Here is a 24,085-nt window from a genome sequence, read left to right as displayed (position 1 = left end):
TTGTCTGTGGATGATCAGGGGAGCAATGTCCAGGTCCATTCTCCTGGTTGCAACCGGAAGGATTGATGCCTGTCTGGTTGATGGCATTGTTTACAGGTTGCGTAAAACCCTTGTTGGCGTGTTATCATGTGCCCGCCAAGGTGGTTTGGCAAACGGTTTGGGGTTGTGAGGCCTGAAGCTGTCAATAAATCGACTGTTGTCTGCCGTGATTGTTCCAGCTGGCGGCCAGGCATGCATGCGGCTGCAGCTGGTACGAACCTGTTGGGCACAGGTTGCAGGTCGGACCCGTCGTGGCCCTTGTGATGTGCCCCGCTGGTCGACAAACAGGAGAAAGCATGTCCGCGAACCAATCGTTCGATCCGGAAGCATTGACGGGGCGTATCCTCGTTGTTGATGACGAGCCCATGAACCGGCAGCTCATGAAGGAGCTGCTGACGTCTTTTGGGCATGAGGTCGTGTGTGCCGACGGTGCCTTGCAGGCATTGGCCTTGTTGGATGATTCCTGTGACCTCGTTCTCCTGGACGTGGTCATGCCGGGCATGGACGGGCTCAGTTTGGCAAGGGAGATCCGCAAGCGTTCGGATGTGGGGGATATTCCCCTTGTCATGGTCACCAGTCTGACCAGCAGGCAGTGTCGACTGGAGGCCGTGGAAGCGGGAGCAAACGACTTCATTGCCAAGCCCATTGATGTCATGGAGCTTAGGATCCGGGTTCGCTCCATGCTCCGGATGAAGCAGGCCCAGGATGGGGTCAAACAGTATCAGGCCCATCTGGAGGACATGGTCAGGATCAAGACCCGGGCCCTGACCTACACCGTGGAGAATCTGACCCTTGCTCGACGAAGCATGTGCCAGGCCCATCGCGAAACCATCCGGTGTCTGGCTGTTGCCGCGGAGTACCGCGACGCCAACGTGGCTGGTCACATCATGCGCATGAGCAAGTATGCCGCGCTCATTGCCGAAAATCTCGGTCTTTCGGATGAAGACGTCACTTTGATCCTTGAGGCCAGCCCCATGCACGATATCGGCAAGATCGGCATTGCCGATTCCATCTTGCTCAAGCCGGGCAAGCTGACGCCCGGGGAGTGGAATGCCATGAAGGAGCATTCCCTGATCGGAGCAAATATTCTGGATTCAGCCTCCTCGACCCTGATCCAGACCGGAAGTCTCATCGCCATGACGCATCATGAAAAATGGGATGGCAGTGGCTACCCTCGGGGCATTTCAGGACGTCACATTCCCCTGTTCGGCCGGATCTGCGCGGTGGCCGATGTCTTTGATGCCCTGACAACGGCCAGGCCGTACAAAAAGACCCTGCCCATGGAAGAGGCCCTGTCCATCATGAACATGGTGCGGGGCAAACACTTTGATCCCAAGGTGTTTGATGCCTTTGTCATGAAGCCGGAAAAGGTCGCAAGGATTTATCGCCAGCATCATTCCCCGGCTCAGCGCACGGTTCATTGATGCTGCGGGAAGTTCAGAAGAGCCGGGAGGCCGCAAGAACAGCGGCCCTGGGGATGGATAAGGGCTGCCCTGTCCAGAGATGGAATTGGGCAGCGGCCTGATGGATGAACATGTCCAGACCGGAGATGATGCGCAGGTTTTCACTTCGGGCCTGCTGCAAAAAGGGGGTCATGCGGGGGGTATAGACCAGGTCGTAACAGATCCGGTAGCCGACCAGGGAAAAGGGCCAGGGGGAGGCTGCCTGCAAGGGGCCGTGCATGCCCAGAGGAGTGGTGTTGACCAGCAGTTGGGCCCGGATGGACGAGCGATCGTCCCAGGGCACAAAGGTTGCGTTCATCGCCCGAGCCAGTTTGACTCCTGTTGCCATGGTGCGGCAGGAGACAAAAACCGTGGTGCCCAGTTGGCCCAGTCCATAGATAACCGCCCTGGCTGCTCCGCCTGCACCAAGGACCAAGGCCGTTTCAGGCTTGATGCCCTGGCCTGCAAGGGGGGCCAGAAATCCGGTGACATCCGTGTTGTCGCCCACAAGGTGGTTGTCTCTGGTTCTGATTACGGTATTGACCGCACCAATGTCCCGGGCCGCAGGGGTCAGGGAGTCCATAAAGGGGAGGATGGCCTCTTTATGGGGGATGGTTACACTGAGACCGTGGACGGGCAGGGACCGGACGCAGCTCATGAAGGTTTCCAGCCCGTGCACAGGGACGTCAAAGGCATGATAGGTCTTGCCCAGCCCCTTGGATGCAAACCCGTCATTGTGGATGGTCGGGCTCAGGCTGTGGCTGACCGGATGTCCCAGGATGCCGTAGATTTCCATGCGTGACGGTCCTTGCTGCCTTGAACAAGATGTTACAAAGCGCCGGTTCCGGGTGGAACCGGCGCTTTGGTTTTATAATGTGCCGTGGTCGGCCACATGGGCTGCTCCGGCAGCAATGGCTTGGCTGTTTTTGGGAATGAGATGGGCGTAATGGGGCGAGATGACCTTTTCCAGGCAGTCCTGAATCTGTTCCACTTCCAGAACACCGGTTGCCTTGGCATAGGCACCGGCTGCAACCATATTGGCCATGCGGGTGTTGCCCAGCTGGTCGGCAATATCGTTGCAGGGAACGCCAAAGGCCCTGACCCTGCCGGTATCGGCCAGGTCCGCATCCACCAGGGAGGTATTGAGGATCATGATGCCGTTGTCCTGCATGCGTGGCTGGAATTTGTCCAGGGAGGGGCGGTTCATGATGATCAGGCTGAGGGGGCTGTGAATGATGGGGGAGCCGATATCGTCGTCGGATATGACCACGGCGCAATTGGCGGTGCCACCACGCATTTCCGGGCCGTAAACCGGCATGTAGGTGACGTTGAGGCCTGCCTCCATGGCCGAATAGGCCAGAAGGTTGCCGATGAGCATGACACCCTGGCCTCCGAATCCCGCGATCACCACATCGTTGTATATGCTCATTGTTCCTCCCCTGTTGTGTCTTTGAAGGTTCCCAGGGGGAAATGGGGAATCATTTCGCTGGCAACCCGTTCATTGGCCTGGATGGGAGTCATCTTCCAGTTGGTGGGACACGCTGCCAGAAATTCCACGAATCCGAATCCCCGGTTCTCCACCTGGCAGGCAAAGGCCTTGCGCAGGGCCTTTTTGGCCGCCTTGAGGTGCTTGATGGAATCAACAGCTACCCGGGCGGAATACGCGGTCGCGCCCAATCCGCCGATGATTTCGGCCATCCTGATGGGCAGTCCTTCCAGTTCCTCGCACCTCCCGGCCGGGCAGGTGGTGGCCTTTTGACCCAGAAGGGTGGTGGGCGCCATCTGGCCGCCGGTCATGCCGTAGACCGTATTGTTCACAAAGACCACGGACACGTTTTCACCCCGGTTGGCGCAGTGCATGATTTCGGCCATACCGATGGAGGCCAGGTCGCCGTCTCCCTGGTAGGAGAACACAAACTTGTCAGGCCTGGCCCGCTTGACACCGGTGGCCACGGCCGGAGCCCGTCCGTGGGGGGCTTCCACTGTATCCAGGTTCAGGTAATTGTAGATGAACACCGAGCAGCCGATGGATCCTATGCAGATGGTCTTGTCCACAACGCCCAGATCAATCAAGGCTTCAGCCACCAGCTTGTGGATGGTTCCGTGATGGCACCCGGGGCAATAATGGGTGGCCCGGTCGGCAACCACGTCGGGACGGGTATAAACGAGTTGTTCTTCCATGTTATCCCTCCAGAGCCTTGAGAATGGGTTCTTCAAAATCGTCGGGCGTGGGCAGGTTGCCGGGCAGACATCCGTAGAAATCTGAATCCGTGATGGTGCGGATGGCCAGGCGGACATCTTCCACCATTTGTCCCATGTTGTGCTCAATGGTCAAAAATCGTTTGCCCTGGGTCGCCAGGTCCTTGAGAACTTCCGAAGGAAAGGGGTATACGGTGATGGGCCGGATGAGCCCGACCTTCTTGCCCTGGGCCCGGAGTTTGCGGATGGTGGACTTGGTGATCCGCCCGATGGAGCCAAAGGCCACCACAACAAGGTCGGCATCGTCCACCAGAAAGAATTCATAGTCGATCTCGGCTTCCATGGCCTTGTACTTTTTCTGCAGTTTGATGTTCTGGCCGGCCAGTTCGCCTTCCTGCAGGAACAGGGACTTGTGCAGGCGCGGGGGGCGTCCTGCTGCACCGTCAAGCTGCCAGTGGGCTGCTTCATCCGGGTCAAGGTTGTCGGGCACCCAGGGAACAATGGGTTCCTTCATCTGCCCCAGGATGGCGTCCCCCAGGATCATGACCGGATTGCGGTACTTGAAAGCCAGATCAAAGGCCTTGATGGTCAGGTCATAGGCTTCCTGACCCGAGGCCGGAGCCAGGACGAGCAATCGGTAGTCGCCGTGACCACCGCCCCGGGTGGCCTGGAAATAATCGCCCTGGGAAGGTCCGATATCGCCCAGGCCGGGTCCGCCGCGCACCATGTCCACGATGACCCCGGGAAGTTCGCTCCCGGCCATGTAGGAAATGGCCTCCTGCTTGAGGGAAATGCCCGGGCTGGACGAGGAGGTCATGGCCCGGATGCCGCAGGCCGTGGCTCCAAGAACCATGTTGGCAGCCGCGATTTCGCTTTCAGCCTGGACAAACTGGCCGCCGGCATCGCGAATGGCCTTGGACATGTACTCGGGAATGTCGTTCTGGGGAGTAATGGGATAGCCGAAATAGCATCTGCACCCGGCGGCCAGGGCGCCCCGGGCAATGGCTTCATTGCCTTTGACGAAAATTCGTTTTGGTGTCTGCTGGGTCATGACGCATCTCCTTTGGTGGGAGAGGTTCTGGTCCGAAACACGGTGATGGCATAATCGGGACAGATCTCAGCACAGAAGGCACACCCTTTACAAAGGTCCATCTTGTCCTCGGGAACCTCGGCAACCTTGTAACCCTGCTGGTTGAAGCGGTTCGACTGGACAATGATGCCTGTGGGACAGACCTGGGTACAGAGCAGGCACCCCTTGCACCGATCTTCCTGGATCACGATTCTGGACATGGGAATCCTCGTTTGGTGGTTTGGGTTGCGTGTACGTGGGGACAATGCGCTCTTACATCCGGTACCGGAAAGTCGCGACAACAATCACCGAGAACCAACTGGACCGGATCACAGGATCAGCATGGCGTCGCCATAGGAAAAGAAACGAAAGTCATGATCAAGGGCAAAGGCATAGGCCTCTTTGATCCTGTCTCTGCCTGCCAAGGCCGAGACAAGGACGATAAGAGATGACCCGGGCAAGTGAAAGTTTGTGATTAAATGGTCAATCACACGGAACCGGTATCCCGGCATGATGAACAGATCGGTCCATCCGGCAAAGGGGTGAATGCCCCCTGTCTTGGCGTACATGGATTCCAGGGTCCTGACGGTTGTGGTTCCCAGGGCCACGATGGGGCGTCCCTCGTCCTTGGCCTGTTTGATGGCCGCGGCCGTGGGGGCTGATATTTCAATGTACTCGGCGTGCATGGAGTGGTTGCGGATATCCTGACACCGCAGGGGGGAAAAGGTGCCGTACCCCACATACAAGGTGATTTCCTCCCAGGTGATGGACTTGCGGGCCAGGCTTTCCTTGACCTTGGGCGTGAAATGCAGCCCTGCTGTGGGAGCGGCCACGGACCCGAGCTTGTCCTCCCGGGCAAAGATGGTTTGATAGCGTTCCCGGTCCTCTGGCCGGTCCTGGCGGTGGATGTACGGGGGCAGGGGGATGTGCCCGTCTGTCAGGAAATGATCCGTGAGATTTCCTTGCCAGGAAAGCATGACCGTTGCCTGGCCGAATTGGCCCCGCTGGACTACCGTGAGAAACAGGCGATGGTTGAAGATGACCTTGGATCCGGGTTTGGGGGCCTTGGACGCTCTTAAAAGTCCCTGCACCCGGGCCGTGGACCATCCCGACCTGCCCGGAATCTCCTTGATGAGCACCAGAGGGGTCAGAAGCAGGAATTCTGTTTTGCCTCCGGACTCCTTGTGCCCCATAAGTCTCGCCGGAAGCACCTTGGTGTTGTTGGCCACCAGCAGGGCGTTTTCCGGGAGATAATCGGCTATGGAGCTGAAGACCGTGGCTGTTTGTCCTGGCCGGGAACGGTCCAGCACCAGCAGCCTGGAATCTTCCCGGTTGGGGGCAGGGGTCTGGGCGATGCGGGATTCGTCCAGGTGGTATTCATAGGAGGCGAGATCAAAATCCGCCGGAATGGTTGGGGAGGGTGATGGGTCGTGCATGGTGTGTGGGGGCAAAGGGTTGTCGTACAGAAAAACGGGCAGAGTTCTTCTCTTGGAGGTGTCATCAAAGTGCGGCAGGGACACGGCAATGAAGGACGCATGGCACCTTGAGCTGGAGCATGGCAGGCCTGCGCAGACAGCAATGATCCTGCAACATGCAAAGCGTGTTGTTTCTATGCACGAACTGAGCGGGTGGCAAGCGCCAAATGGTAAGGGTCAATCCCTTGCCGAGGCTTGCCTTTTTGCCCTTTGGGGGAGTAGGTAGGACTCCTTGCAAAAACAGGTCGCCGGTCATGGTTGCAAGCCCGGCAAGAGGATTTAAGTCGCGTTGTCTTGTGAGTAACCGGCAGCAGAACAGCAGGAACGAATAACAGCGAGAGCCAAGGGAGGCAGGTATGTGCAAGAATTGCGGATGCGGTCAGCGCAAGCCATCCAAGTACGCCAAGTTCATCAAGGATCATTATCACGAACACGATCATGACCATTCCCATGACCATGAGCATTCGGATCACTATCATGATCCCGAGACCGGGGAGACCGTGTTTTATGAATCCAGGGACGGTCAGGGCCATGCTCATGAACATGATCACGTGCACACCCACGAACATGAGCACGATTAAAAACTGGTTCATGGCAAGGCGGCAAACAAAAAAAGACCTGCCCGGATTCCGGACAGGTCTTTTTTTGCGTTCCATACAGACGTATTGAGATCTACAGCCCAACGTTTTTCAACTTGGGGCCGAGATATTCTCTTTCTTCGGGCCCGAGGATGCCCAGGGACAGGCAGATGAGGGTCCACAGATGGACCGTATGCCAGTGTCCTTCAAAGTACTCACTGAGGAAGTGAATCTGGGAATGACAGTTGTGACAGGGGGCGATGCAGTAGTCGGCGCCCGTGGTCATAATCTGGTCGGCCTTGACCTTGCCGAATTTGGCCCGCTGTGCCTTATACTCGGTCTGCTGGGTACCGCCACCGCCGCCGCAACAGAAGTTGTTGGACTTGTTGGGGTACATGTCGATGAAGTTTTCTTCACCGACCACGGATTTGATGACAAACCGGAGGTCTTCGGCAATGGGATCGCCAAGGGTTTTGCGGACCAGCTGACACGGGTCCTGAACGGTGAAGGTGACCTTGAGGTCCTTGTTCCAGTCGGAATTCACGGGCAGTTTGCCTTCGCGAATCCATTTGGCATAGTATTCAATGATGGACTTGAGTTCGAACTTGGGGGTGATACCAAACTTTTGCATTCCGGCCCGGAGTGCATAAAATTCGTGGCCTCACTCGGTGTTGAGGTACACCTTGCACCCCAGGTCTTCGCAAGCCTTGACCTTGTTGCGGACAACCTGTTCCCAGGCGTCTTCATCGGCCAGGAACATGCAGTAGTTCTCTCCGCCCCAGCCTCTGGAACCATAGGTCCAGTCGGCGCCCACCGTGTGGAAGATCTTCCAGGAGGGGATCATCTCTTCGGGTTCGGTTACAGGCTCTCGAGAGTTCTGGTTGAAGAAGAAATAGGCACCTTCCTTGTCGATGGGGGCGACCATGTCCTTGAATTGAGGCTGATTCTCACGGACTTCGTCGAGTACATCCTCAACAACGAACTTGAAGTCGTCGGAATTGGCGCCCATGGCGCTGTTGCCTTCGGTTTTCAATGCAAAGTCGCAGGACCCCCGAATACCCTTGGGACGGTCTTCCCGGGGCCAGGACTGCCGGGCATAGAAAACAAGCTGTGGGATGTTGATGTTCATAGGACAGGCGTGGACACACCGCATGCATTGTGTACACATCCAAACCCAAGGGGTTGAGGTCACTTCCTCATCCAGTCCCAGGGCAGCCATTCGCAAGAACTTTCTCGGGTCCATCCCCTCAAGACCAGTAGCAGGACAACCAGCGGAACAGGCACCGCAGGTGAGACAGAGATTCAGATTCCCGCCCTCGGGCACAATCTCTTTCACCTTGTCCATAAAGGTGGTCTTGGGTTCTGTCCCAACTTTGACTGCTGCGTCTGCCATATTCTCCTCCTTAGGAAATAATTGTTAGACACATGGCAATTCGTCGGGAACGAATCTTCTTGACGTTAACTTTCAAGAATCGTGAAGGATTAAAGCAAATATGAGCCAGGTCGATGGCATCCCCTCACGTTTCCGTTACGTGCTCAATTTCTGGGGGACAATGCCATGGAAAGGGAGAAATCGCAATACGCAGAGAAGAAATTCTCAAGTTTCCACGGCGTTAACGAATCCGTCATTCGTATAGATGAATTCAAGTCTAATTTCCAGTATTTATTGTAAAAAAAAATAGACCGTCATGCAGGGGGGCTGGTCGGGATTCCAGAAACAGGGAGGGCACGAAAAAATAATTTGTGCGAAAGACGTTTTTTTCATCCTTGACGGACAGACAAAAACCCGTGCAGGAACATGGCATTCATAAACGAGCAATAAGGTTTTGGTATGAGTACTTCCTGCGCAGTCATCATTCTTGGACACGGCACCCGACGTACAACCGCCTCACAGGGTTTTTTTGCCCTGGTGGACCGGATCGCCCTGCGACTCGCCCCCATCCGGGTCGTGCCTGCGTGCTTTTCCTGCGGACAACCGACCCTTGGGGAACAGGCTGCGGCATTGATTCGGGAAAAGGTCTCCCAGATCATCATTTTCCCCTATTTTCTTTTGAGCGGAAAGCACATTGCCGACGAGCTTCCCTTGGAGGTCCAGGAGCTGCGGGAAACTTTTCCTCACGCCCGTTTTGATCTTTTGAAAACCATGGAAGACGAACCCCTGCTGGAGACCGTGGTGGTCACCCGGCTGCAGGGTTTTGTCCGCACAGCATGCCATGCCGTTTCTGGTGACTGCCGCGATGAAGATGTCATTGCCGGACATTTTTCTCTGACCAGCAAGCCTCCCCATCAATTCCCCCTTTTCAGGGCCATGGCCCTGGCCACGGGCGATCTGGCCCTTGCTGCGGAGATGCGGGTTCAGGGTGATGTGGGCCGCGCCATGGCCCATTCCATGGCATCCCAAACCGCTATTTTGTGCGACACGCAGACGCTGACTGCCGGGGTCCGATCCCTGGGACTTGCAGCCGCGTGCATTCCCCCGTCTCCTGCACAGGCCCGGGAGTTCCTTGAGCAACACATGCCGGGCGCGGTGGTTGCCGTTGGATCAAGCTCCCTGGTCCTCGAAATGGCCATGGATCTGGTCCAGGCCGGCTCAATGCGTCCTGGCGCCCTTGTCGGTTTGCCTTGCGGTTTCACTGCCGCGCTTCAGGCCAAAAAACGTCTTGCTGCCAGCGATATCATACACGTCACCAATCCGGGCAGCGGCGGGGGTATTTCCTGCGTGCTCGGGCTGATCCAGACCTTGGCAGCCGGGGACTATGAGTCCTAAAACTCGGTCGTGTGAGAGAGGCCTTTCGACCTGAGGCGACATAACCCAACGGCCGCCTTTTCTGCATCTACGGAAAAGGCGGCCGTTGCTTGTTTGGTAGGGCGGGCTTTTCTTACAAATCCAGTAATGCTTCCCCATTGGTCAGCAGGTCCTGGATTTCCGAATCCTTGAGGTGCAGCCGTTGAGCAAGCAATTGAATTTCATCTTTGGGGTCAAACAGGGGGTAGTCGCTGCCAAAAAGTATCCGTTCCCTGGGGTGGGTGTTGAAGATGGCTTCCAGCAGGTCCTGGGGAATGGTGAACAGGGAACTTGAGGTGTCCAGGTAGACGTTTTTGCCGGCAAGGTGCTCGCAGACGTATTCCCAGTGGTGGTAGCCCCCGAAATGGGCTGCAATGACCGTGAGAAAGGGAAAGTTTTTGATGAGCTCGGCCACCTTCTGGGGGCTGGAGGCGTTTTCCTCGGGTGGTTTGTTGTCGCCCACGTGAAGCATGATGACAAAACGGGTTCCAATGGCTTCATAGATGGGGGCCAGGCGTTTGTCTGTCATGGAAAAGCCCTGAAAATCAGGATGGATCTTGAGCCCTTTGATCCCATTGCGTTCCAGGCGGTCCAGTTCCTTTTCCCATTGGGCATAGCCGGGATGGATGGTGCCAAAGGAGATCAGCTGGGGATGGTTTTTTTGCATGGCCATGGCCCAGTTGTTGGCCGGGATGACCTGGTCGGGTTTGGTGGCTGCCGAATGCACGGCCGCGTGGTTGATTCCGGCCTTGTGCAGCCGCGGCAGCAGATCCTCCACCGTGCCTGTGCCGGTTGGATGGATGCGATAATGGCCCTCAAGTTGGGCCAGAACCTTGTTGGCGATTTTGGGATGAAAAGCGTGGGTGTGAATATCCAGTGACATGATGATACCACCAAAAAAATCCGGGAATCAGATTCCCGGAGGCTTGAACGATGCTGGCGCATGCAAACGACAGCAGGGAAGTAGGGACATTGGCGCGGACTCGGACGGTTTCGTGGCAAAAGCCAGGCACCTCAGGTACACAATTCCCACAACCAGTGGGGGACTCTGCACGGTTTGCCGTGGGGATCAACAACAGCGTGCTGGGTGGATCCGGTTGCCAGTACACGGGTCTTATGGCTGTCGGTAACCTCATACACAAAGGTCAGGGATGCCCTGGTCCAGGTGCTGATGGCCGCATGGATCTGAACCAGCTGGTCGAAGCGGGCCGGGGCCACATAGCGGCATGAGGCCTGGCGTACGGGCAAAAAGATCCCCCTTTCCTCGATGAGACGGTAGCTCATGCCCAGCTCGCGGATGTAGAGGCTTCGGGACATTTCAAACCAGTGCAGGTAGTTGGCGTAATAGACAACACCCATGGCATCGGTTTCGCCGTAGGAGACGCGGTGCTCGAGCCAGGCGTCGGGAGTGGGAAAGGTGGTGGATGGTTTCATGGCGGTGAGGGGTTGGAGATGAAGGTCTGCGTCGGCCCGTGAACCCTGATTGATCCGGATCCACGGGCCCCTGGGGGATGGCTGCCTGATGGTTTACGCTTTCCACCCCGCCCAATCAAGTATGGTTGCCATGAGGGTCGGGCCTCCATCCAGAAGGAGACCGGTCCTGGCGGCTTGGGCTTCATCAAACCTGGTGCTGTGGTGGCTGGGCGTGATCCCTGCCGAGTGGATGACAAAGGGTACCGGGTCGGTGGTATGGGTTCTGCGGGCAATGGGGGTGAAATGATCGCAGGTGAGGACCCAGAGCATATCCCGCTGGCCGTGGGATTGGAGAAGGGGGCCGAGAACCTTGGCATCAAAGTCCTCAATGGCCTGGATTTTTTTGGCCGGGTCACCCATGTGACCGCATTCGTCCGGGGCCTCCACGTGAAGGTACACGTAATCACCCTGGTCCAGAAACATGCGGGCTGCATCCACCTTTCCCTGATAGTTGGTATCCAGAAATCCGGTGGCACCGGGAATCTCCATGACCTCCATGCCGGCGGCCCGGCCAAGGCCCTTGACCAGATCTACGGCCGAGATGATCCCGCCTCTGGGGCCAAAGGTCGACTCGAACCCTGGCAACATCAGGGGAGTTCCCTGTCCCCAGGGCCAGATGGCATTGGCCGCGCATCTGTTCGACCATGGGGCCATGAGCTCCCTGGCGCGTGTCAACAGGTTCATGAGGCGCGTACTGGACGCATAGGCGCCAAGATCGGCCGCAATGGGCTGATCGGTGATGTCGTGGGGCGGATTGATGCTCAATCCGGCTTCCGGCGCGGTCCTGCCTTTTTTCTGAACCAGCAGATGGCGGTACTGGATACCCGGGTAAAAGGTAAAGGTTGCGTCGCCCAGTTGGTCCTGGAGATGGGTGATGATCTCCCGGGCCACCTTGGTGTCCATATGCCCGGCCGAATAGTCGAGCATGGTGGCCTGGTGGTCATATCCCGAGACCGTGACCAGGTTGAGCCGCCAGACGAGATCGTCAGGGTCGAGTTCCAGACCCTGGGCGGCCGCCTCAATGGGCCCCCGGCCCGTGTGATAGGTTTCGGGCGCGTATCCGAGCAGGGCCATGTTGGCCACGTCGGATCCCGGTTGCATGCCTTCAGGCACGGTCTGGCAGGTGCCCATGCAGCCGTTTGCAGCCAGAAAATCCATGTTGGGGGTATGGGCCGCCTCAAGGGGGGTTTTGTTGCCCAGTGCTTCCAGGGGCCAATCGCCCATACCGTCGGCAACGAGAACGAGTAGTTGTTTCATGAAGGAATGGATGGGGTTGTACATGCTTGTGCATGCGTTATCGGGTGCATGGATGCGTACAGGTGCGTTGTCATGCCGTGGGCATGGGAACGTCCGACAGGACCGGCTGTTTCGGCTTACGTCTGGCCGAAGGGTACGCGGCTCTTATTCCCGTGATCAAACAATCCTGTAATGCACGGTGGGGGCCATGATGAAATCGCATGCATCGATTTCGGTCATGGCCTTTTTGACATCCCTGAGCAGGGCCTTGTGGGTCAAAAAGACAATGGAGACCCCCTTGGCCGGATCGTCCGTTTGTTTCTGGACCGCCTGGGCAATGCTGATGGCATTGTTGCCCATGATGCCCGCAATGGCCGAGAGCACGCCGGGTCTGTCCTGAACCGAAAACCGGAAATAATGGCCGGACAGGGAGAGCATGGGGTCGAGGATGTCTGCCGCTGGCAGGACCGGTTCGGGGAAACCCGTATTATTGGGCGTGGTGGGGTTCTTGGCCAGGGCCATGATATCGGCCAGGACAGCGCTGCCTGTTGGCAGATCCCCTGCGCCCTGGCCATAGAGCATGATGGGGCCCACCACATTGCCTTCCAGAAGGATGGAGTTGAAGGGGCCTTCGACCTTGGCGAGCATGTGGTTTTTGGCAATGAATGCGGGAAACACCCCTGCCAGAAGTTTGCCCGACGTATGGGAAACCTGGGCCAGAAGTTTGAGCTTGTATCCGAATTCTCCGCCCAGGGCGATGTCCAGGGCCTGGACCTGGGAGATACCGGTTACAGCGAGATCGGCAAAGGGATAGTCCTGACCATGGGCCAGACGGATGAGCAGGGTCAGCTTGTGGGCCGCGTCAATGCCCTGGATGTCGAAGGTGGGATCGGCTTCGGCATACCCCTTGGCCTGGGCCATGGCCAGGGCATCCTGAAAATCAAGGCCCTTGGCAGTCATTTCCGAAAGGATGTAGTTGGCCGTGCCGTTGAGGATGCCCAGCAGATTCCTGATGCGGTTCCCGGCCAGACTTTCCTTGAGGGTCTGGACAATGGGAATGCCGCCGGCAACACTGGCCTCGTAGTACAAGCCGGCATGGTTGCGAGCGGCCAGGGCAAAGAGTTCACTGCCATGTTCGGCCAGCAGAGCCTTGTTGGCCGTGACCACGGAGCGGCCCATGGTCAGAGATCTGGCAATGATTTCATGGGCCAGACCGGTCCCGCCCATGAGCTCCACCACGATATCGATATCCGGCGTGTTCAGAAACGTTTCGGGATCGCTGGTGAATGCGGTGTCCGGATCGGGGATAAAGGAGCGGTTCTTGTGGATATCCCTCACAAGAACCGTGTGGATGCGAAGGGTTTTTCCCAATCGGCGACCTATCCATTCGGCGTTTTCCCGGATGGCTTTGGCAAGACCCGTACCCACGGTGCCGAAACCGGCGACGGCCAGGTTGATGCATGGTCGATTCAAAATGATTTTCCTCGTTGCGTGGGGCGATTGCAGCTTTTGTGGCTGGAAAAGTACCGAGAAAGAATCATATAGCAAAAAACCGTTCGCTTATCCAGAAATCATCTTGGGGGAAAACCGGCAAAAGAGAGTTGACGATGCTGGGTGATTTGGATAGGTACTGCCTTCCGCTGTTCAAGGAGAGGTGGCCGAGCTGGCTGAAGGCGCGCGCCTGCTAAGCGTGTATAGGGGCAAAACCTCTATCGAGGGTTCAAATCCCTCCCTCTCCGCCATTTTTTTTGCCCGGAGGGCTGGCAGAGTTGGTTGATTGCACCGGTCTTGAAAACCGGCATACCTTCACGGGTATCTGGGGTTCGAATCCCTAGCCCTCCGCCATTATTTCATGCATGCATCCCTGTCCCGTTCCAGTAATGGTCGGGATTTTCTTTTTTCTCCCCCCTTGTTTTTCTTGTTTCATCCCCTGTTTTCGTTTACAGCCACGTGAAGCCTTGCCGGTCCCGGTATGGGGTTACAAGGCCTTTTTCCTTACTCTTTCTTGTGGTGCACATATGGAAATCATACCAACACGTTTTCCGGGATTGTGGGTCATCCAGCCCAAGGTATTTCAGGATCATCGGGGCTTTTTCGTGGAGACCTACAACCAGCGGGATTTTATCGCCCATGGTATTTACTGCGATTTTGTTCAGGACAACCATGCCCGGTCAGAACAGGTGGGAGTGCTTCGGGGCCTCCATTTTCAGACGCCTCCGGCAGCCCAGGCCAAACTGGTACGCGTGACCCGCGGCTCGGTTTATGATGTGGTTGTGGATGTTCGCAAGGGTTCTCCCACCTACGGCCAATGGTACGGTGAAAAGCTTTCCGGTAAAAATTTCAAGCAGATGCTCATACCCAAGGGCTTTGCCCACGGCTATGTCACCCTGGAGCCCATGACCGAGTTCCAGTACAAGGTGGATGGGTTTTATGCGCCGGAGCATGATGGTGGCCTGCGCTGGGACGATCCGGATATCGGCATCCCCTGGCCCGTTGATGAGCCCATTCTTTCGGAAAAGGATACGCGATTGCCCTTGATGAAGGACTTTGATTCCCCTTTTGTCTATACCCCCTACTGACGTGAATGAAGCGACAACCTCTTGACACTTTCCTACAAACTTCAACGGTACACGAGGTTTATGCTCATGAGTGACGCATCCGCAACAAGCAATTCCTGGGACAATTGTCACGCCCTGATTTTGGCGGGAGGTTCCGGGACCAGATTATGGCCCTTGTCCCGCACCCTTTTTCCCAAACAGCTCCTTCCCCTCAATGGGACCGTTTCCCTGCTGCAGCAAACGGTTTCCCGGGTGCTGAACATCCTTGGGCCCGAGAAAATCTGGGTGGTGACCAACGAAGAACATGTTTTCGAGGTCCGTTCCCAGCTCAAGAAGATCAATCCCACCCTGGAACAGCAGGTTCTGAGCGAGCCCATGAAACGCAACACCCTGCCAGCCATCATTCTGGCCATGGACCGTATTGCCATGCAGGATGAACAGGCTGTTGTGGCTGTTTTCCCTTCGGACCACGAGATCAGGGACGAGGCCAGGTGGCAGGAGGCCCTGCTTCTGGGCAAGGAGCTTGCCCAGAAGGATTATTTTGTCACCTTTGGTGTGACCCCGGACAAGGCCGAGACCGGGTACGGTTATATCGAACAGGGCGAACCCCTTGAACCGGGCGGGTTCGAGGTCAAACGGTTTGTGGAGAAACCTGACCGCAAGCGTGCCGAGGCCTTTGTGGCCAGCGGGAACTACTCCTGGAACAGCGGGATGTTCATGTTCGGCATAGCGCCCTTTATGAAGGCTGTGCAGCAATTCCAGCCCGAGCTTTTTGCCTGGTGGGAGAGTCGTGACCAGCGCCCCCTTGAAGACGGGTACGGGTCCATCCCCGAGGAATCCGTTGACTACGGCATTATGGAACGTGCCGAGCGCATCGCCGTGGTGCCTGCCGATTTCGGCTGGGACGATCTGGGCAACTGGGAAGCCTTGTACCGGATGGGGGACAAGGACGAGAGCGGGTGCGTGGTCAGCGGCAATGTTCTTTCCCTGAATTGCAAGGACAGTCTGCTCTATTCTTCGGGCGGCAAGCTCGCTGCCGTGGGACTGGACAATGTGGTGGTGGTCCAGACCCGGGACGCCACTTTGGTGTGTGACAAGGGTGAAGTCCAAAAGGTCAAGAATGTGGTGGAGATGCTCAAGAAGGAAGAGAGCAGTCTGGTGGAGGCGCATCTCACTGTCTACCGTCCGTGGGGGAGCTATACCATTCTTGAGGAAGGTCCCTATTACAAGATCAAGCGTCTTGAGGTGTTGCCCGGGGCCAAGCTGAGCAAGCAGATGCATCACCATCGCAGCGAACACTGGGTGGTTGTTGCCGGCACCGCCCAGGTGGAGGTTGATGATACCGAGTATCTGCTCACGGAAAATCAGTCCATTGATATTCCCAAGACGGCCACCCACCGGTTGGCCAATCCCGGCAGGGTTCCTGTGGAGATCATCGAGATCCAGACCGGTCCCTATCTGGAAGAGGACGACATTGTCCGCTTTGATGATGTGTACGGCAGAATCAAGCCCAGAGATGCAGAAAAGTCATGATCCGGCAGCGAATCCCGGCCCTGTCCGAGACCGTGTGCTTTGGCTTGAGATCGTGAATTTTTTCATTTGCGCTTGACACCCGTTTGGGGTGTTCTATAACGTGTGCCCGAATTTTAGCCGGGCAAATGGTGGATGTTTTTTTCAAATCAGTATCCTTGGCTCGACGAAAAGGATGCGAAATCGGGTATGGAGGTAATGAACGTGCGGAGAAAAAAAAGCTGCATCATGCTGCCCCTTTTAGTTGGGTTTGTGGCGGCAGTGGCGTTGGGGTGGTGGGGCTACCCCAAATTGGTTTTTTCCGAAAAGACACAGCCGATCAGGTTCAGTCACAACGTGCATGTCTCGGATCAGGGCATGGGGTGTGACGAGTGTCACTCTTTTCGGGATGATGGATCCTATGCCGGGTTGCCAACAACGGAACAGTGCGCCGAGTGTCATGAAGAGGCTGTAAGCGAAGATCCCGCAGAAATCGAATTTGTCGAGAAGTATGTGGCTCAAGGCAAGGAAGTCCCATGGCTCGTTTACCAGAAGCAACCCGACAACGTGTACTTTTCGCATATGGCCCATGCGGATCTCGATTGTACGGATTGTCACATGGACATGTCTGAAGTGGATACCCCGCCGGTCTATTATGAAAACAAACTGACCGGGTACAGCAAACAGACCATGAAGATGTGGCAGTGTGAGCGCTGTCATGCCGAGAACGGCGCCAGTAATGCCTGCTATGTGTGCCATAAATAAAAGAGGATAAAGAACTATGGGACTTGATCGCAGAAGTTTTATAGCGTTTTTGGCTGGCGGCACAGGCGGGATCCTCTGTACCCCCATGGTATGGAAGTTCCTGGACGATGTTTCCATCTGGAGCCAGAATTGGCCGTGGATTCCCAAATTGCAGTATGGCGAGCGGGTGAACAAGCCCGTGGCCTGCAAGTTTGGCTCCGACGCCTATGGCATTCTGGTTGAAACCGCTGCAGGACGCCCTTTTACCGCCAGAGGCAATCCGGACCACCCCCTGAGTCAGGGAGGCATTGATCCCCTGGGCGTTGCCAGCGTGCAGATGCTGTACAGCCCGTCACGCATTCAGGGGCCAATGAAGAAGTCCGGCAACGGATTTGAAAACATTTCATGGGACGAGGCCGGCAAACTCCTGGCCGCCAAGGTCAAGAGCGCGGGCAGTGATGTCTGCGCCATCACCGGGGATGAAACAGGAACCACGACAGACATTCTTGCCGGATTGCTGGCCGGTCTGGGATCTGACAAGTGTTTTCTCATGTCTGGTGAAACCGCTCCGGCCGTCACCGCCTGGAAGATGCTTGGTGGGCAGGGAACGCCCGGTTATGATCTGGAAAACGCGGATTATGTTCTCAGCCTGGGTGGCGATATCAATGAATCCTGGGGTACGGTTGTCCGCAACGGCAAGGCCATGGCCGCCAACAAGGCCGCGTATGTCTATGTGGGCGCGGTGCAAAAGCCCGGTACCTCCATCCCGTCCAAAACCTGGGTTGCCTGCAAGCCCGGGCGTGAATCCCTTGTGGCTCTGGGAATTGCGGCATATCTCATCAAGGCCGGCAAGGGCATGGATATGCCCGGCTACGGCGCGTTCAGCGAATTCGTCACGGTCACCAATCCGCCTTCCCGCATTGCCAAGGCAACGGGGGTTTCCGAAGCGACCATGAAGCGTATGGCCGAAGAACTCATGCGGGCCAAGCGGCCGCTGGTTCTTACCGGTTCGGAAATGGGCCAGGGTTCGGATGCCATGGGTGCGGCCATGGGGCTGGCCCTGAACATGCTTCTTGGACGGATCAACGCCAGGGGAGGAGTCAGGGATATTCCCTTTGCCCCGCAGGTGGTTGCCAACGCACCGGCCAGGGATACCTTGCTTGCCCGTGATGCGGCCGGATATGTCCAGGCCGTGGCCCAGGGCAAGGCCCAGGCCCCCAAGGTGACGCTCATTGTGGACGCCAATCCCGCCTATGCCCTGCCGCAACCCGATATGGTCGCCAAGGCCCTGGAAAAAAGCGGTTTTGTGGTCAGCTTTGCCACCTTTATGGATGAAACCGCTGCCATGGCTGATCTCATCCTGCCTGCATCCTATTTTCTCGAGGCCATGGATGACGTATATACACCCTTTGGTTCCGGACAGGCCAATTACACGGTTTCCCCGGCGATCGTGGAGCCCGTGTTCGACACCCGGCCCGCTGCTGACGTGCTTCTGGAACTGGCTGCAGCAACAGGCATTGATCTGGGCGTGAGCTCTTTTGAGGATGCTCTCAAGGCCAAGGCCGAGGCCCTGGGTGCCGATTGGGACGAGTTGGTCGAGGGAACGGCCTGGGTGGCTGCAACCTCCACCAACGGCTATGGTCTGGCCCTGTGGAACGAGAGTCTCCGTGCCCTGGGGGTTCCCCGTGCTGCTGACGACCTCGTGCTTGCTCCCATGGCCAAACTGCACCTGGGAACAGCGGGTATGCCCACGACTCCCTTTGGCGTTTTGACCATCAGGGACACCGAACTCAAGAACAATATCCTGTGCGCCCAGATGAACAGGGCCACGGCCGGCAAACTCGGAGTCAGAGACGGGCAGGCCATTGTAGCCAGAAGCGCTGCCGGTTCCTGTCAGGCTGTTGTTTCCCTGTCTGAATCCATCATGCCCGGTGTGGTCGCCATGCCCCTCGGGTTCGGTCACACGGCCTGGGACGAGTTTGCCAAGAACAAGGGCGACAATGTGTACAAGCTGATGGAAATAAAGCCTGAACCCGGGACCGGTATGTCCCTGTTCGGCAATCCCCAGGTACAAATCACCAGGGCCTAAGGAGAGAGGTAGTCCATAATGGAGCATAAAGAATCGAAAATCCGCTGGGGCATGGTCGTTGACCTGGACAAGTGTACGGGCTGCGGTGCCTGTATGGTTGCCTGCGAGGCCGAGAACAATATTGCCCCTACCACTGATTCATCCAACAAGCTGCGCACGCTTTCTTGGATGCTTGTGTACGAATTGACCAACGGCAAGGCCTATCCCGATCATGATGTGGCCTATCTTCCCCGTCCGTGCATGCAGTGCGGCAAACCTTCGTGCATGACCGTCTGTCCGGTTACGGCCATTGACAAGAACGAGGAAGGCGGGATCGTCAGCCAGATCTATCCCCGCTGTATCGGTTGCCGGTACTGCATGGCCGCCTGCCCCTACCATGCCCGGTACTTCAACTGGTATGATCCCATCTGGCCCGAGGGCATGGAAAAGACCCTGACTCCCAACGTGTCCGTACGTCCTCGTGGTGTGGCCGAGAAATGTACCTTCTGCCACCATAAGTATGCCGAGGCCAAGGAGCTTGCCAGGGCCGAAGGACGTGATCCCCTGCATCTCGAAGAAAACGATTACATCCCGGCATGTGTGGCTGCCTGTCCCAGCGGGGCCATGCATTTCGGCGATCTGAACAACCCCGAGCACACGGTTTACAAGATGGCCCATGAAAAATACGCGTTCAGGCTCCTGGAGCGTTTGGGTACTGACCCGCAGGTCTATTACTATTCCAAAAGGGAGTGGGTCCGCCGTCAGGGTGACAACTACCTCAAAACCGAAAAGACCAAGGGAGCGTAGGCAATGATTGATAAAGCTTGGATACCCGAAGGGGTACAACGGTGTTCAATTGGCAGGTTTCTGCTCTGGTTGGCATTTGTGGGCATCTTCCTTGGCTGGGGACTTTACGGCGCCTATGTCATCCTTTCGCAGGGACTGGGTACGACCGGTCTGGACAACTACTTCGGATTTGGTTTGTGGATCACCTTTGACCTGGCGGTCATCGCCCTGGGTGCCGGAGCCTTTTTTACCGGGTTTTTGCGGTATATCCTGCGCATTGACCAGCTCAAGAACATCATCAACCTCACGGTCATCATCGGGTTCCTCTGCTATTCGGGAGCCATGATGGTCCTGGTCCTTGATATTGGTCAGCCGTTGCGGGCATGGTTCGGATACTGGCATCCCAATGTCCATTCCATGCTCACGGAAGTTATCTTCTGTATCACCTGTTACTGTACGGTCCTGATCATCGAATACGTTCCCCTGATCCTGGAAAACCGGGTCCTCAACAAGAATCGTTTCCTGCATCATCTGGCCCACAATTTCCATGTGTACATGCCGCTTTTTGCAGGGATCGGTACCTTTCTGTCCTTTTTCCATCAGGGTTCCCTGGGTGGCATGTACGGCGTGCTTTTCGGCCGTCCCTATGCCTTTCGTGAAGGGTTTTTCATCTGGCCGTGGACCTTCTTTCTGTTCATTGCCTCGGCCATTGCCTCGGGTCCGTCCTTTACCCTGTTGGTGAACAAGCTCATGGAGCTCATGTCCGGCAAGAGGCTTGTGGATGACGCTACCAAAGAACTCATGGCCAAGATCTCCGGTCTTTTGCTCGCCTTCTACATATTCTGGAAGATTCTGGATACGTGGGCATGGGCCAATGGCCTGCTGCCCAAGGCGGGGCTGACCTTTGACCAGATGTTCTACGGCCTTGCCTACGGCAAATGGCTTTTGTGGACCGAACTGCTCTTTTGCGGGGTCATTCCTGCCATCATGCTGGTGGTTCCGGCCATCCGCAAAATCCATGGTCTGATGTACCTTGCGGCCCTGCTCAACTGTACGGGCATTGTCATCAATCGGTTCGTCCAGACGGTGCAGACTTCGGCCCATCCGGTCATGCCCTTTGATGTCTGGAACGTCTATATTCCCAACTGGGCAGAGTGGTCCACGTCCCTCATGATTGTGGCCTATGGTGCGTTGCTCATGAGCCTGTCCTACAGGTATCTGCCCATCTTTCCCAAGGAAAAGGAGCTCAACTCCTAGTTTCCTGCAGGAAGATACATGATCATATAACAAGGCAGGGTCGTCCTCGGGCGGTCCTGCCTTGTTTTTTTCATGTGCCAGGGAGCGGTGGCAGTCTGCCCGCCTCTGCCTGCCTGCGGATGCGGCACATAGGCCTTGTATCCAATGTTTCGGACGCTGAACCCTTGTCCCGACAACAGGGAAGAAACACCTTGCGATCGTCCTTCCAAAGAGTCAGATGAAGATATGGCGAGATATCAGCAGAAAAAAAGCGTAATGCTTGTGGAAAAATAAATCAGCTCTGGAAAGAAAAGAGGCCATTCGGATATCGAGCCTGGGTAAAGGCATGGTGGGATTGCATGAACGTATGTGTGAATTGATATTGCCAAGAACGCAATGCAAAGATAGATAAACAGCTTTGTCACCATGTCTTCAGGTTGCCCTCTGGGGCTTTTGGGGTAATCCGGTGGGATTCCGGAACGGTTCAGCCACTGTGAACACCAGATCCGCTGCCATAAATCAGCGCGACCGGTGCGAGTCAGACGCCTGGCCTGAAGTATCTTTGCGCCCGGTTGGTTCAGACCAACCCGGTGCGAGAATTCCATTCATGTTGTAATCAGGGATGTTCGCTCCCTGATTCATTTCTTCCCCGATCATCCAGCAACCAGCGTGCACAAGGGCACGCTTTTCTCGTCCATGACGTGTACAACGAGGCGTGATGTGGCGCGTCACGTGTCAGGGATGCTCGGGGACCAACCATTAAAGGGGAATCATAGTGCCCGGAATGCAAACCAAGCATATCATCAAACGCGACGGCTCCATGGCCGAGTGGGATTCATCCAAGATCCAGGCGGCCATTTTCAAGGCTCTCCAGTCCCAGAAAATCAACGATGTCTTGTTGGCCAAACGATTGACCAACAAGGTGGAACAATTGCTCGAAGGAGACGATTGTCCCCATATCGAGGATGTTCAGGACCGGGTGGAACAGGTTTTGGTGCAGCAGAATCTGCCCAAGGTGGTCAAGGCCTATATCCTGTACAGGGACAGCCGCAGGCGGGCCCGGGAAGCGGAAGCGGATTTTGTGCGTGATACCATTGATGGATATGTTCAGGAATTCGACTGGCGGTCCAAGGAAAATTCCAATGTCAGTCATTCCTTTCAGGGGCTTATTCTGCATACCTCGGGTTCGGTGCAGGCTAGGTACGCCCTGGAGGCCTTTCCCGAGCACATCCGGCAGGCCCATCGCAACGGGTATTTTCACATCCATGATCTTTCTTTTGGCCTGGCCGGATATTGTGCCGGATGGAGCCTCAAGGACCTCTTGCTGGAAGGATTCAATGCGCCGGGTTTTTGTTCCAGCAAGCCGCCCAAGCATCTGGATTCGGCCCTCATGCAGATGGTCAACTTTCTGGGCACCCTGCAGAACGAATGGGCCGGAGCCCAGGCCTTCAACAATATTGATACCCTGCTGGCCCCCTATATTGGCATCGACAACCTCAGCTACGAGCAGGTGAAGCAGGAGATGCAGAAATTCATCTTCAACCTGAACACCACTTCCCGCTGGGGCGGTCAGAGCCCGTTCACCAATTTCACCCTGGATTTGCATTGTCCCCGGTCCATGGCCGACGAACCCGTGGTCATCGGCGGGGCCTACCATGACAGCCTGACCTACAAGGAGTTCCAGGAGGCCCAGGACCTGTTCAACAAGGCCTTTCTGGAGGTCATGCTGGAAGGGGATTCCTACGGCAAGATCTTCTCCTATCCCATACCCACCTATAATGTGACCAAGGATTTTCCCTGGGATTCCGAGGTGGGCAAGCTGGTTCTCAAGGTGACGGCCAAATACGGGGCACCGTATTTTCAGAATTTTATCAACTCGGACATCACACCCGAGGACGTTCGTTCCATGTGCTGCCGTTTGCGCATGGATCTGCGGGAGTTGCGCAAGAAGACCGGCGGTCTTTTCGGGTCCGGGGACATGACCGGAAGTATTGGCGTGGTCACCCTGAACCTGCCCAAATACGCCTTTCTGGCCCGTGACGAGGACGAATTCTTCGAATTACTGACAGAGCATGCCGAACAGGCCAAGGAAGCCCTGGAACTCAAGCGCAAGACCATTTCCGCGTTTCTTGAGCAGGGATTCTACCCCTTTACCAAACGGTATCTCAAACAAGGGTTCAAGAATCATTTTTCCACCATTGGCCTGGTGGGCGGGCATGAGGCCTGTCTGAATCTTCTGGGCAAGGGAATCGAGACCCCGCAGGGACAGGCCTTCATGCAGAGAGTGCTCAGCCGGTTGCGGGAATTGATGATCCGGTTTCAGGAAGAGACCGGGAACCTGTACAATCTTGAGGCCACTCCGGCCGAGGGAACCTGCTACCGTCTGGCCAAGATCGACAAGGCAACCTATGGTGATCGCATTATTGCCTCGGGCGAGGACGATCCCTACTACACCAACAGTACCAACCTGCCCGTGGGAGCCACGTCCGATGTGGTGGCGGCCATGGAGCACCAGACAACCTTGCAGACCTTGTACACGGGCGGCACGGTTTTTCACTGCTATCTCGGGGAAAGCGTGCATGACCTGGAAGCCCTCAAGAAAATGATCATCCGGACTATGACCCTGACCAAACTCCCTTATATCACCATTACGCCGACCTTTAGCGTGTGCCAGGAACACGGGTACCTGTCGGGCGAGCATTTTTCCTGCCCCGAGTGCGGCAAGGGGTGCGAGGTGTACACCCGGGTGACGGGCTTTTACCGGCCTGTGACCAAGTTCAACAAGGGCAAGGCTGCCGAGTACCGTGATCGGGTGACCTACAAGATTGCATGATATGTCCGGGCGTTTGGGCATCTTTTGCCCCCGTGGTGTTGTGAACTCGTGCGGA

At 56.4% G+C, this 24,085-nt stretch carries 21 protein-coding genes, 2 tRNA genes and 1 riboswitch; of the genes, 12 read left to right on the top strand and 11 right to left on the bottom strand.

The window, feature by feature from the left end; genetic code table 11:
• The first annotated feature begins 335 nt into the window (after positions 1 to 335).
• Positions 336 to 1,463 carry an HD domain-containing phosphohydrolase gene (locus DPF_RS05480; RefSeq protein ID WP_069857862.1) on the top strand — a complete coding sequence of 376 codons (1,128 nt, stop codon included), beginning with the start codon at positions 336 to 338 and terminating at the stop codon, positions 1,461 to 1,463.
• 13 nt (positions 1,464 to 1,476) lie between these two features.
• Here the strand turns inward: DPF_RS05480 and aroE are convergent, their stop codons facing one another.
• From aroE to queA, 6 genes are all read right to left on the bottom strand, one after another.
• On the bottom strand, positions 1,477 to 2,277 hold the full coding sequence (gene aroE, locus DPF_RS05475; RefSeq protein WP_069857861.1) for a shikimate dehydrogenase: 801 nt from the start codon (positions 2,275 to 2,277) through the stop codon (positions 1,477 to 1,479).
• 72 nt (positions 2,278 to 2,349) lie between these two features.
• On the bottom strand, positions 2,350 to 2,910 hold the full coding sequence (locus DPF_RS05470; protein WP_069857860.1) for a 2-oxoacid:ferredoxin oxidoreductase subunit gamma family protein: 561 nt from the start codon (positions 2,908 to 2,910) through the stop codon (positions 2,350 to 2,352).
• A complete protein-coding gene (locus DPF_RS05465) occupies positions 2,907 to 3,662 on the bottom strand; it encodes a thiamine pyrophosphate-dependent enzyme (protein WP_069857859.1) in 756 nt (251 codons plus the stop codon). Before DPF_RS05465 ends, DPF_RS05470 begins: the two co-directional genes overlap by 4 nt.
• Position 3,663: 1 nt before the next feature.
• On the bottom strand, positions 3,664 to 4,731 hold the full coding sequence (locus DPF_RS05460; RefSeq protein WP_069857858.1) for a 3-methyl-2-oxobutanoate dehydrogenase subunit VorB: 1,068 nt from the start codon (positions 4,729 to 4,731) through the stop codon (positions 3,664 to 3,666).
• Positions 4,728 to 4,970 carry a 4Fe-4S binding protein gene (locus tag DPF_RS05455; RefSeq protein ID WP_069857857.1) on the bottom strand — a complete coding sequence of 81 codons (243 nt, stop codon included), beginning with the start codon at positions 4,968 to 4,970 and terminating at the stop codon, positions 4,728 to 4,730. The genes DPF_RS05460 and DPF_RS05455 overlap by 4 nt, the downstream gene beginning before the upstream one ends.
• Before the next feature lie 108 nt (positions 4,971 to 5,078).
• A complete protein-coding gene (gene queA / locus DPF_RS05450) occupies positions 5,079 to 6,185 on the bottom strand; it encodes a tRNA preQ1(34) S-adenosylmethionine ribosyltransferase-isomerase QueA (RefSeq protein ID WP_069858753.1) in 1,107 nt (368 codons plus the stop codon).
• A gap of 395 nt (positions 6,186 to 6,580) precedes the next feature.
• On the opposite strand from queA, the gene DPF_RS05445 reads away from it, so the two are divergent.
• Entirely contained in the window at positions 6,581 to 6,805 is a 225-nt protein-coding gene (locus tag DPF_RS05445) for a hypothetical protein (RefSeq protein WP_069857856.1), read from the top strand.
• 91 nt (positions 6,806 to 6,896) lie between these two features.
• Here the strand turns inward: DPF_RS05445 and DPF_RS13715 are convergent, their stop codons facing one another.
• A complete protein-coding gene (locus DPF_RS13715; RefSeq protein WP_083254493.1) occupies positions 6,897 to 8,195 on the bottom strand; it encodes a (Fe-S)-binding protein in 1,299 nt (432 codons plus the stop codon).
• Positions 8,196 to 8,633: 438 nt separating this feature from the next.
• Between DPF_RS13715 and DPF_RS05430 the strand changes: the two genes are divergently transcribed.
• Positions 8,634 to 9,569 (top strand): precorrin-8X methylmutase, encoded by a 936-nt coding sequence (locus DPF_RS05430; RefSeq protein ID WP_069857853.1) that lies wholly within the window; start codon positions 8,634 to 8,636, stop codon positions 9,567 to 9,569.
• Between the two features lie 112 nt (positions 9,570 to 9,681).
• Here the strand turns inward: DPF_RS05430 and DPF_RS05425 are convergent, their stop codons facing one another.
• From DPF_RS05425 to DPF_RS05410, 4 genes are all read right to left on the bottom strand, one after another.
• Positions 9,682 to 10,470, bottom strand: coding sequence for an amidohydrolase family protein (locus DPF_RS05425; RefSeq protein WP_069857852.1), 789 nt, complete (start codon positions 10,468 to 10,470; stop codon positions 9,682 to 9,684).
• Positions 10,471 to 10,601: 131 nt separating this feature from the next.
• Positions 10,602 to 11,021, bottom strand: coding sequence for an acyl-CoA thioesterase (locus DPF_RS05420; protein ID WP_069857851.1), 420 nt, complete (start codon positions 11,019 to 11,021; stop codon positions 10,602 to 10,604).
• A gap of 93 nt (positions 11,022 to 11,114) precedes the next feature.
• On the bottom strand, positions 11,115 to 12,317 hold the full coding sequence (locus DPF_RS05415) for a cofactor-independent phosphoglycerate mutase (protein ID WP_069858751.1): 1,203 nt from the start codon (positions 12,315 to 12,317) through the stop codon (positions 11,115 to 11,117).
• Positions 12,318 to 12,473: 156 nt separating this feature from the next.
• Positions 12,474 to 13,769 (bottom strand): homoserine dehydrogenase, encoded by a 1,296-nt coding sequence (locus DPF_RS05410; RefSeq protein ID WP_083254492.1) that lies wholly within the window; start codon positions 13,767 to 13,769, stop codon positions 12,474 to 12,476.
• Positions 13,770 to 13,944: 175 nt separating this feature from the next.
• On the opposite strand from DPF_RS05410, the gene DPF_RS05405 reads away from it, so the two are divergent.
• From DPF_RS05405 to DPF_RS05360, 9 genes are all read left to right on the top strand, one after another.
• Positions 13,945 to 14,038, top strand: a tRNA-Ser gene (locus DPF_RS05405).
• A 12-nt stretch (positions 14,039 to 14,050) separates the two neighbouring features.
• Positions 14,051 to 14,141, top strand: a tRNA-Ser gene (locus tag DPF_RS05400).
• A gap of 173 nt (positions 14,142 to 14,314) precedes the next feature.
• Complete coding sequence (gene rfbC / locus DPF_RS05395) at positions 14,315 to 14,875, top strand: dTDP-4-dehydrorhamnose 3,5-epimerase (RefSeq protein WP_069857850.1); 561 nt, start codon at positions 14,315 to 14,317, stop codon at positions 14,873 to 14,875.
• Between the two features lie 66 nt (positions 14,876 to 14,941).
• Entirely contained in the window at positions 14,942 to 16,387 is a 1,446-nt protein-coding gene (locus DPF_RS05390; protein WP_088178315.1) for a mannose-1-phosphate guanylyltransferase/mannose-6-phosphate isomerase, read from the top strand.
• 225 nt (positions 16,388 to 16,612) lie between these two features.
• Entirely contained in the window at positions 16,613 to 17,128 is a 516-nt protein-coding gene (qrcA, locus tag DPF_RS05385; RefSeq protein WP_231702138.1) for a menaquinone reductase multiheme cytochrome c subunit QrcA, read from the top strand.
• A gap of 16 nt (positions 17,129 to 17,144) precedes the next feature.
• The gene (qrcB, locus tag DPF_RS05380; RefSeq protein ID WP_069857847.1) at positions 17,145 to 19,196 is read left to right on the top strand and encodes a menaquinone reductase molybdopterin-binding-like subunit QrcB; all 2,052 of its coding nucleotides are present in this window, start codon (positions 17,145 to 17,147) and stop codon (positions 19,194 to 19,196) included.
• Positions 19,197 to 19,214: 18 nt separating this feature from the next.
• Positions 19,215 to 19,982, top strand: a complete 768-nt coding sequence (gene qrcC / locus DPF_RS05375) for a menaquinone reductase iron-sulfur cluster-binding subunit QrcC (RefSeq protein WP_069857846.1) — start codon at positions 19,215 to 19,217, stop codon at positions 19,980 to 19,982.
• A 3-nt stretch (positions 19,983 to 19,985) separates the two neighbouring features.
• Positions 19,986 to 21,218 (top strand): menaquinone reductase integral membrane subunit QrcD, encoded by a 1,233-nt coding sequence (qrcD, locus tag DPF_RS05370; protein WP_069857845.1) that lies wholly within the window; start codon positions 19,986 to 19,988, stop codon positions 21,216 to 21,218.
• Between the two features lie 396 nt (positions 21,219 to 21,614).
• Positions 21,615 to 21,766: riboswitch (cobalamin riboswitch) on the top strand.
• 215 nt (positions 21,767 to 21,981) lie between these two features.
• The gene (locus DPF_RS05360; protein ID WP_069857843.1) at positions 21,982 to 24,030 is read left to right on the top strand and encodes a ribonucleoside triphosphate reductase; all 2,049 of its coding nucleotides are present in this window, start codon (positions 21,982 to 21,984) and stop codon (positions 24,028 to 24,030) included.
• Positions 24,031 to 24,085: the final 55 nt, after the last annotated feature.

The organism is Desulfoplanes formicivorans (genome assembly GCF_001748225.1).
Lineage (GTDB): Bacteria > Desulfobacterota > Desulfovibrionia > Desulfovibrionales > Desulfomicrobiaceae > Desulfoplanes > Desulfoplanes formicivorans.
This window is presented reverse-complemented; position numbering and strand designations above follow the sequence as displayed.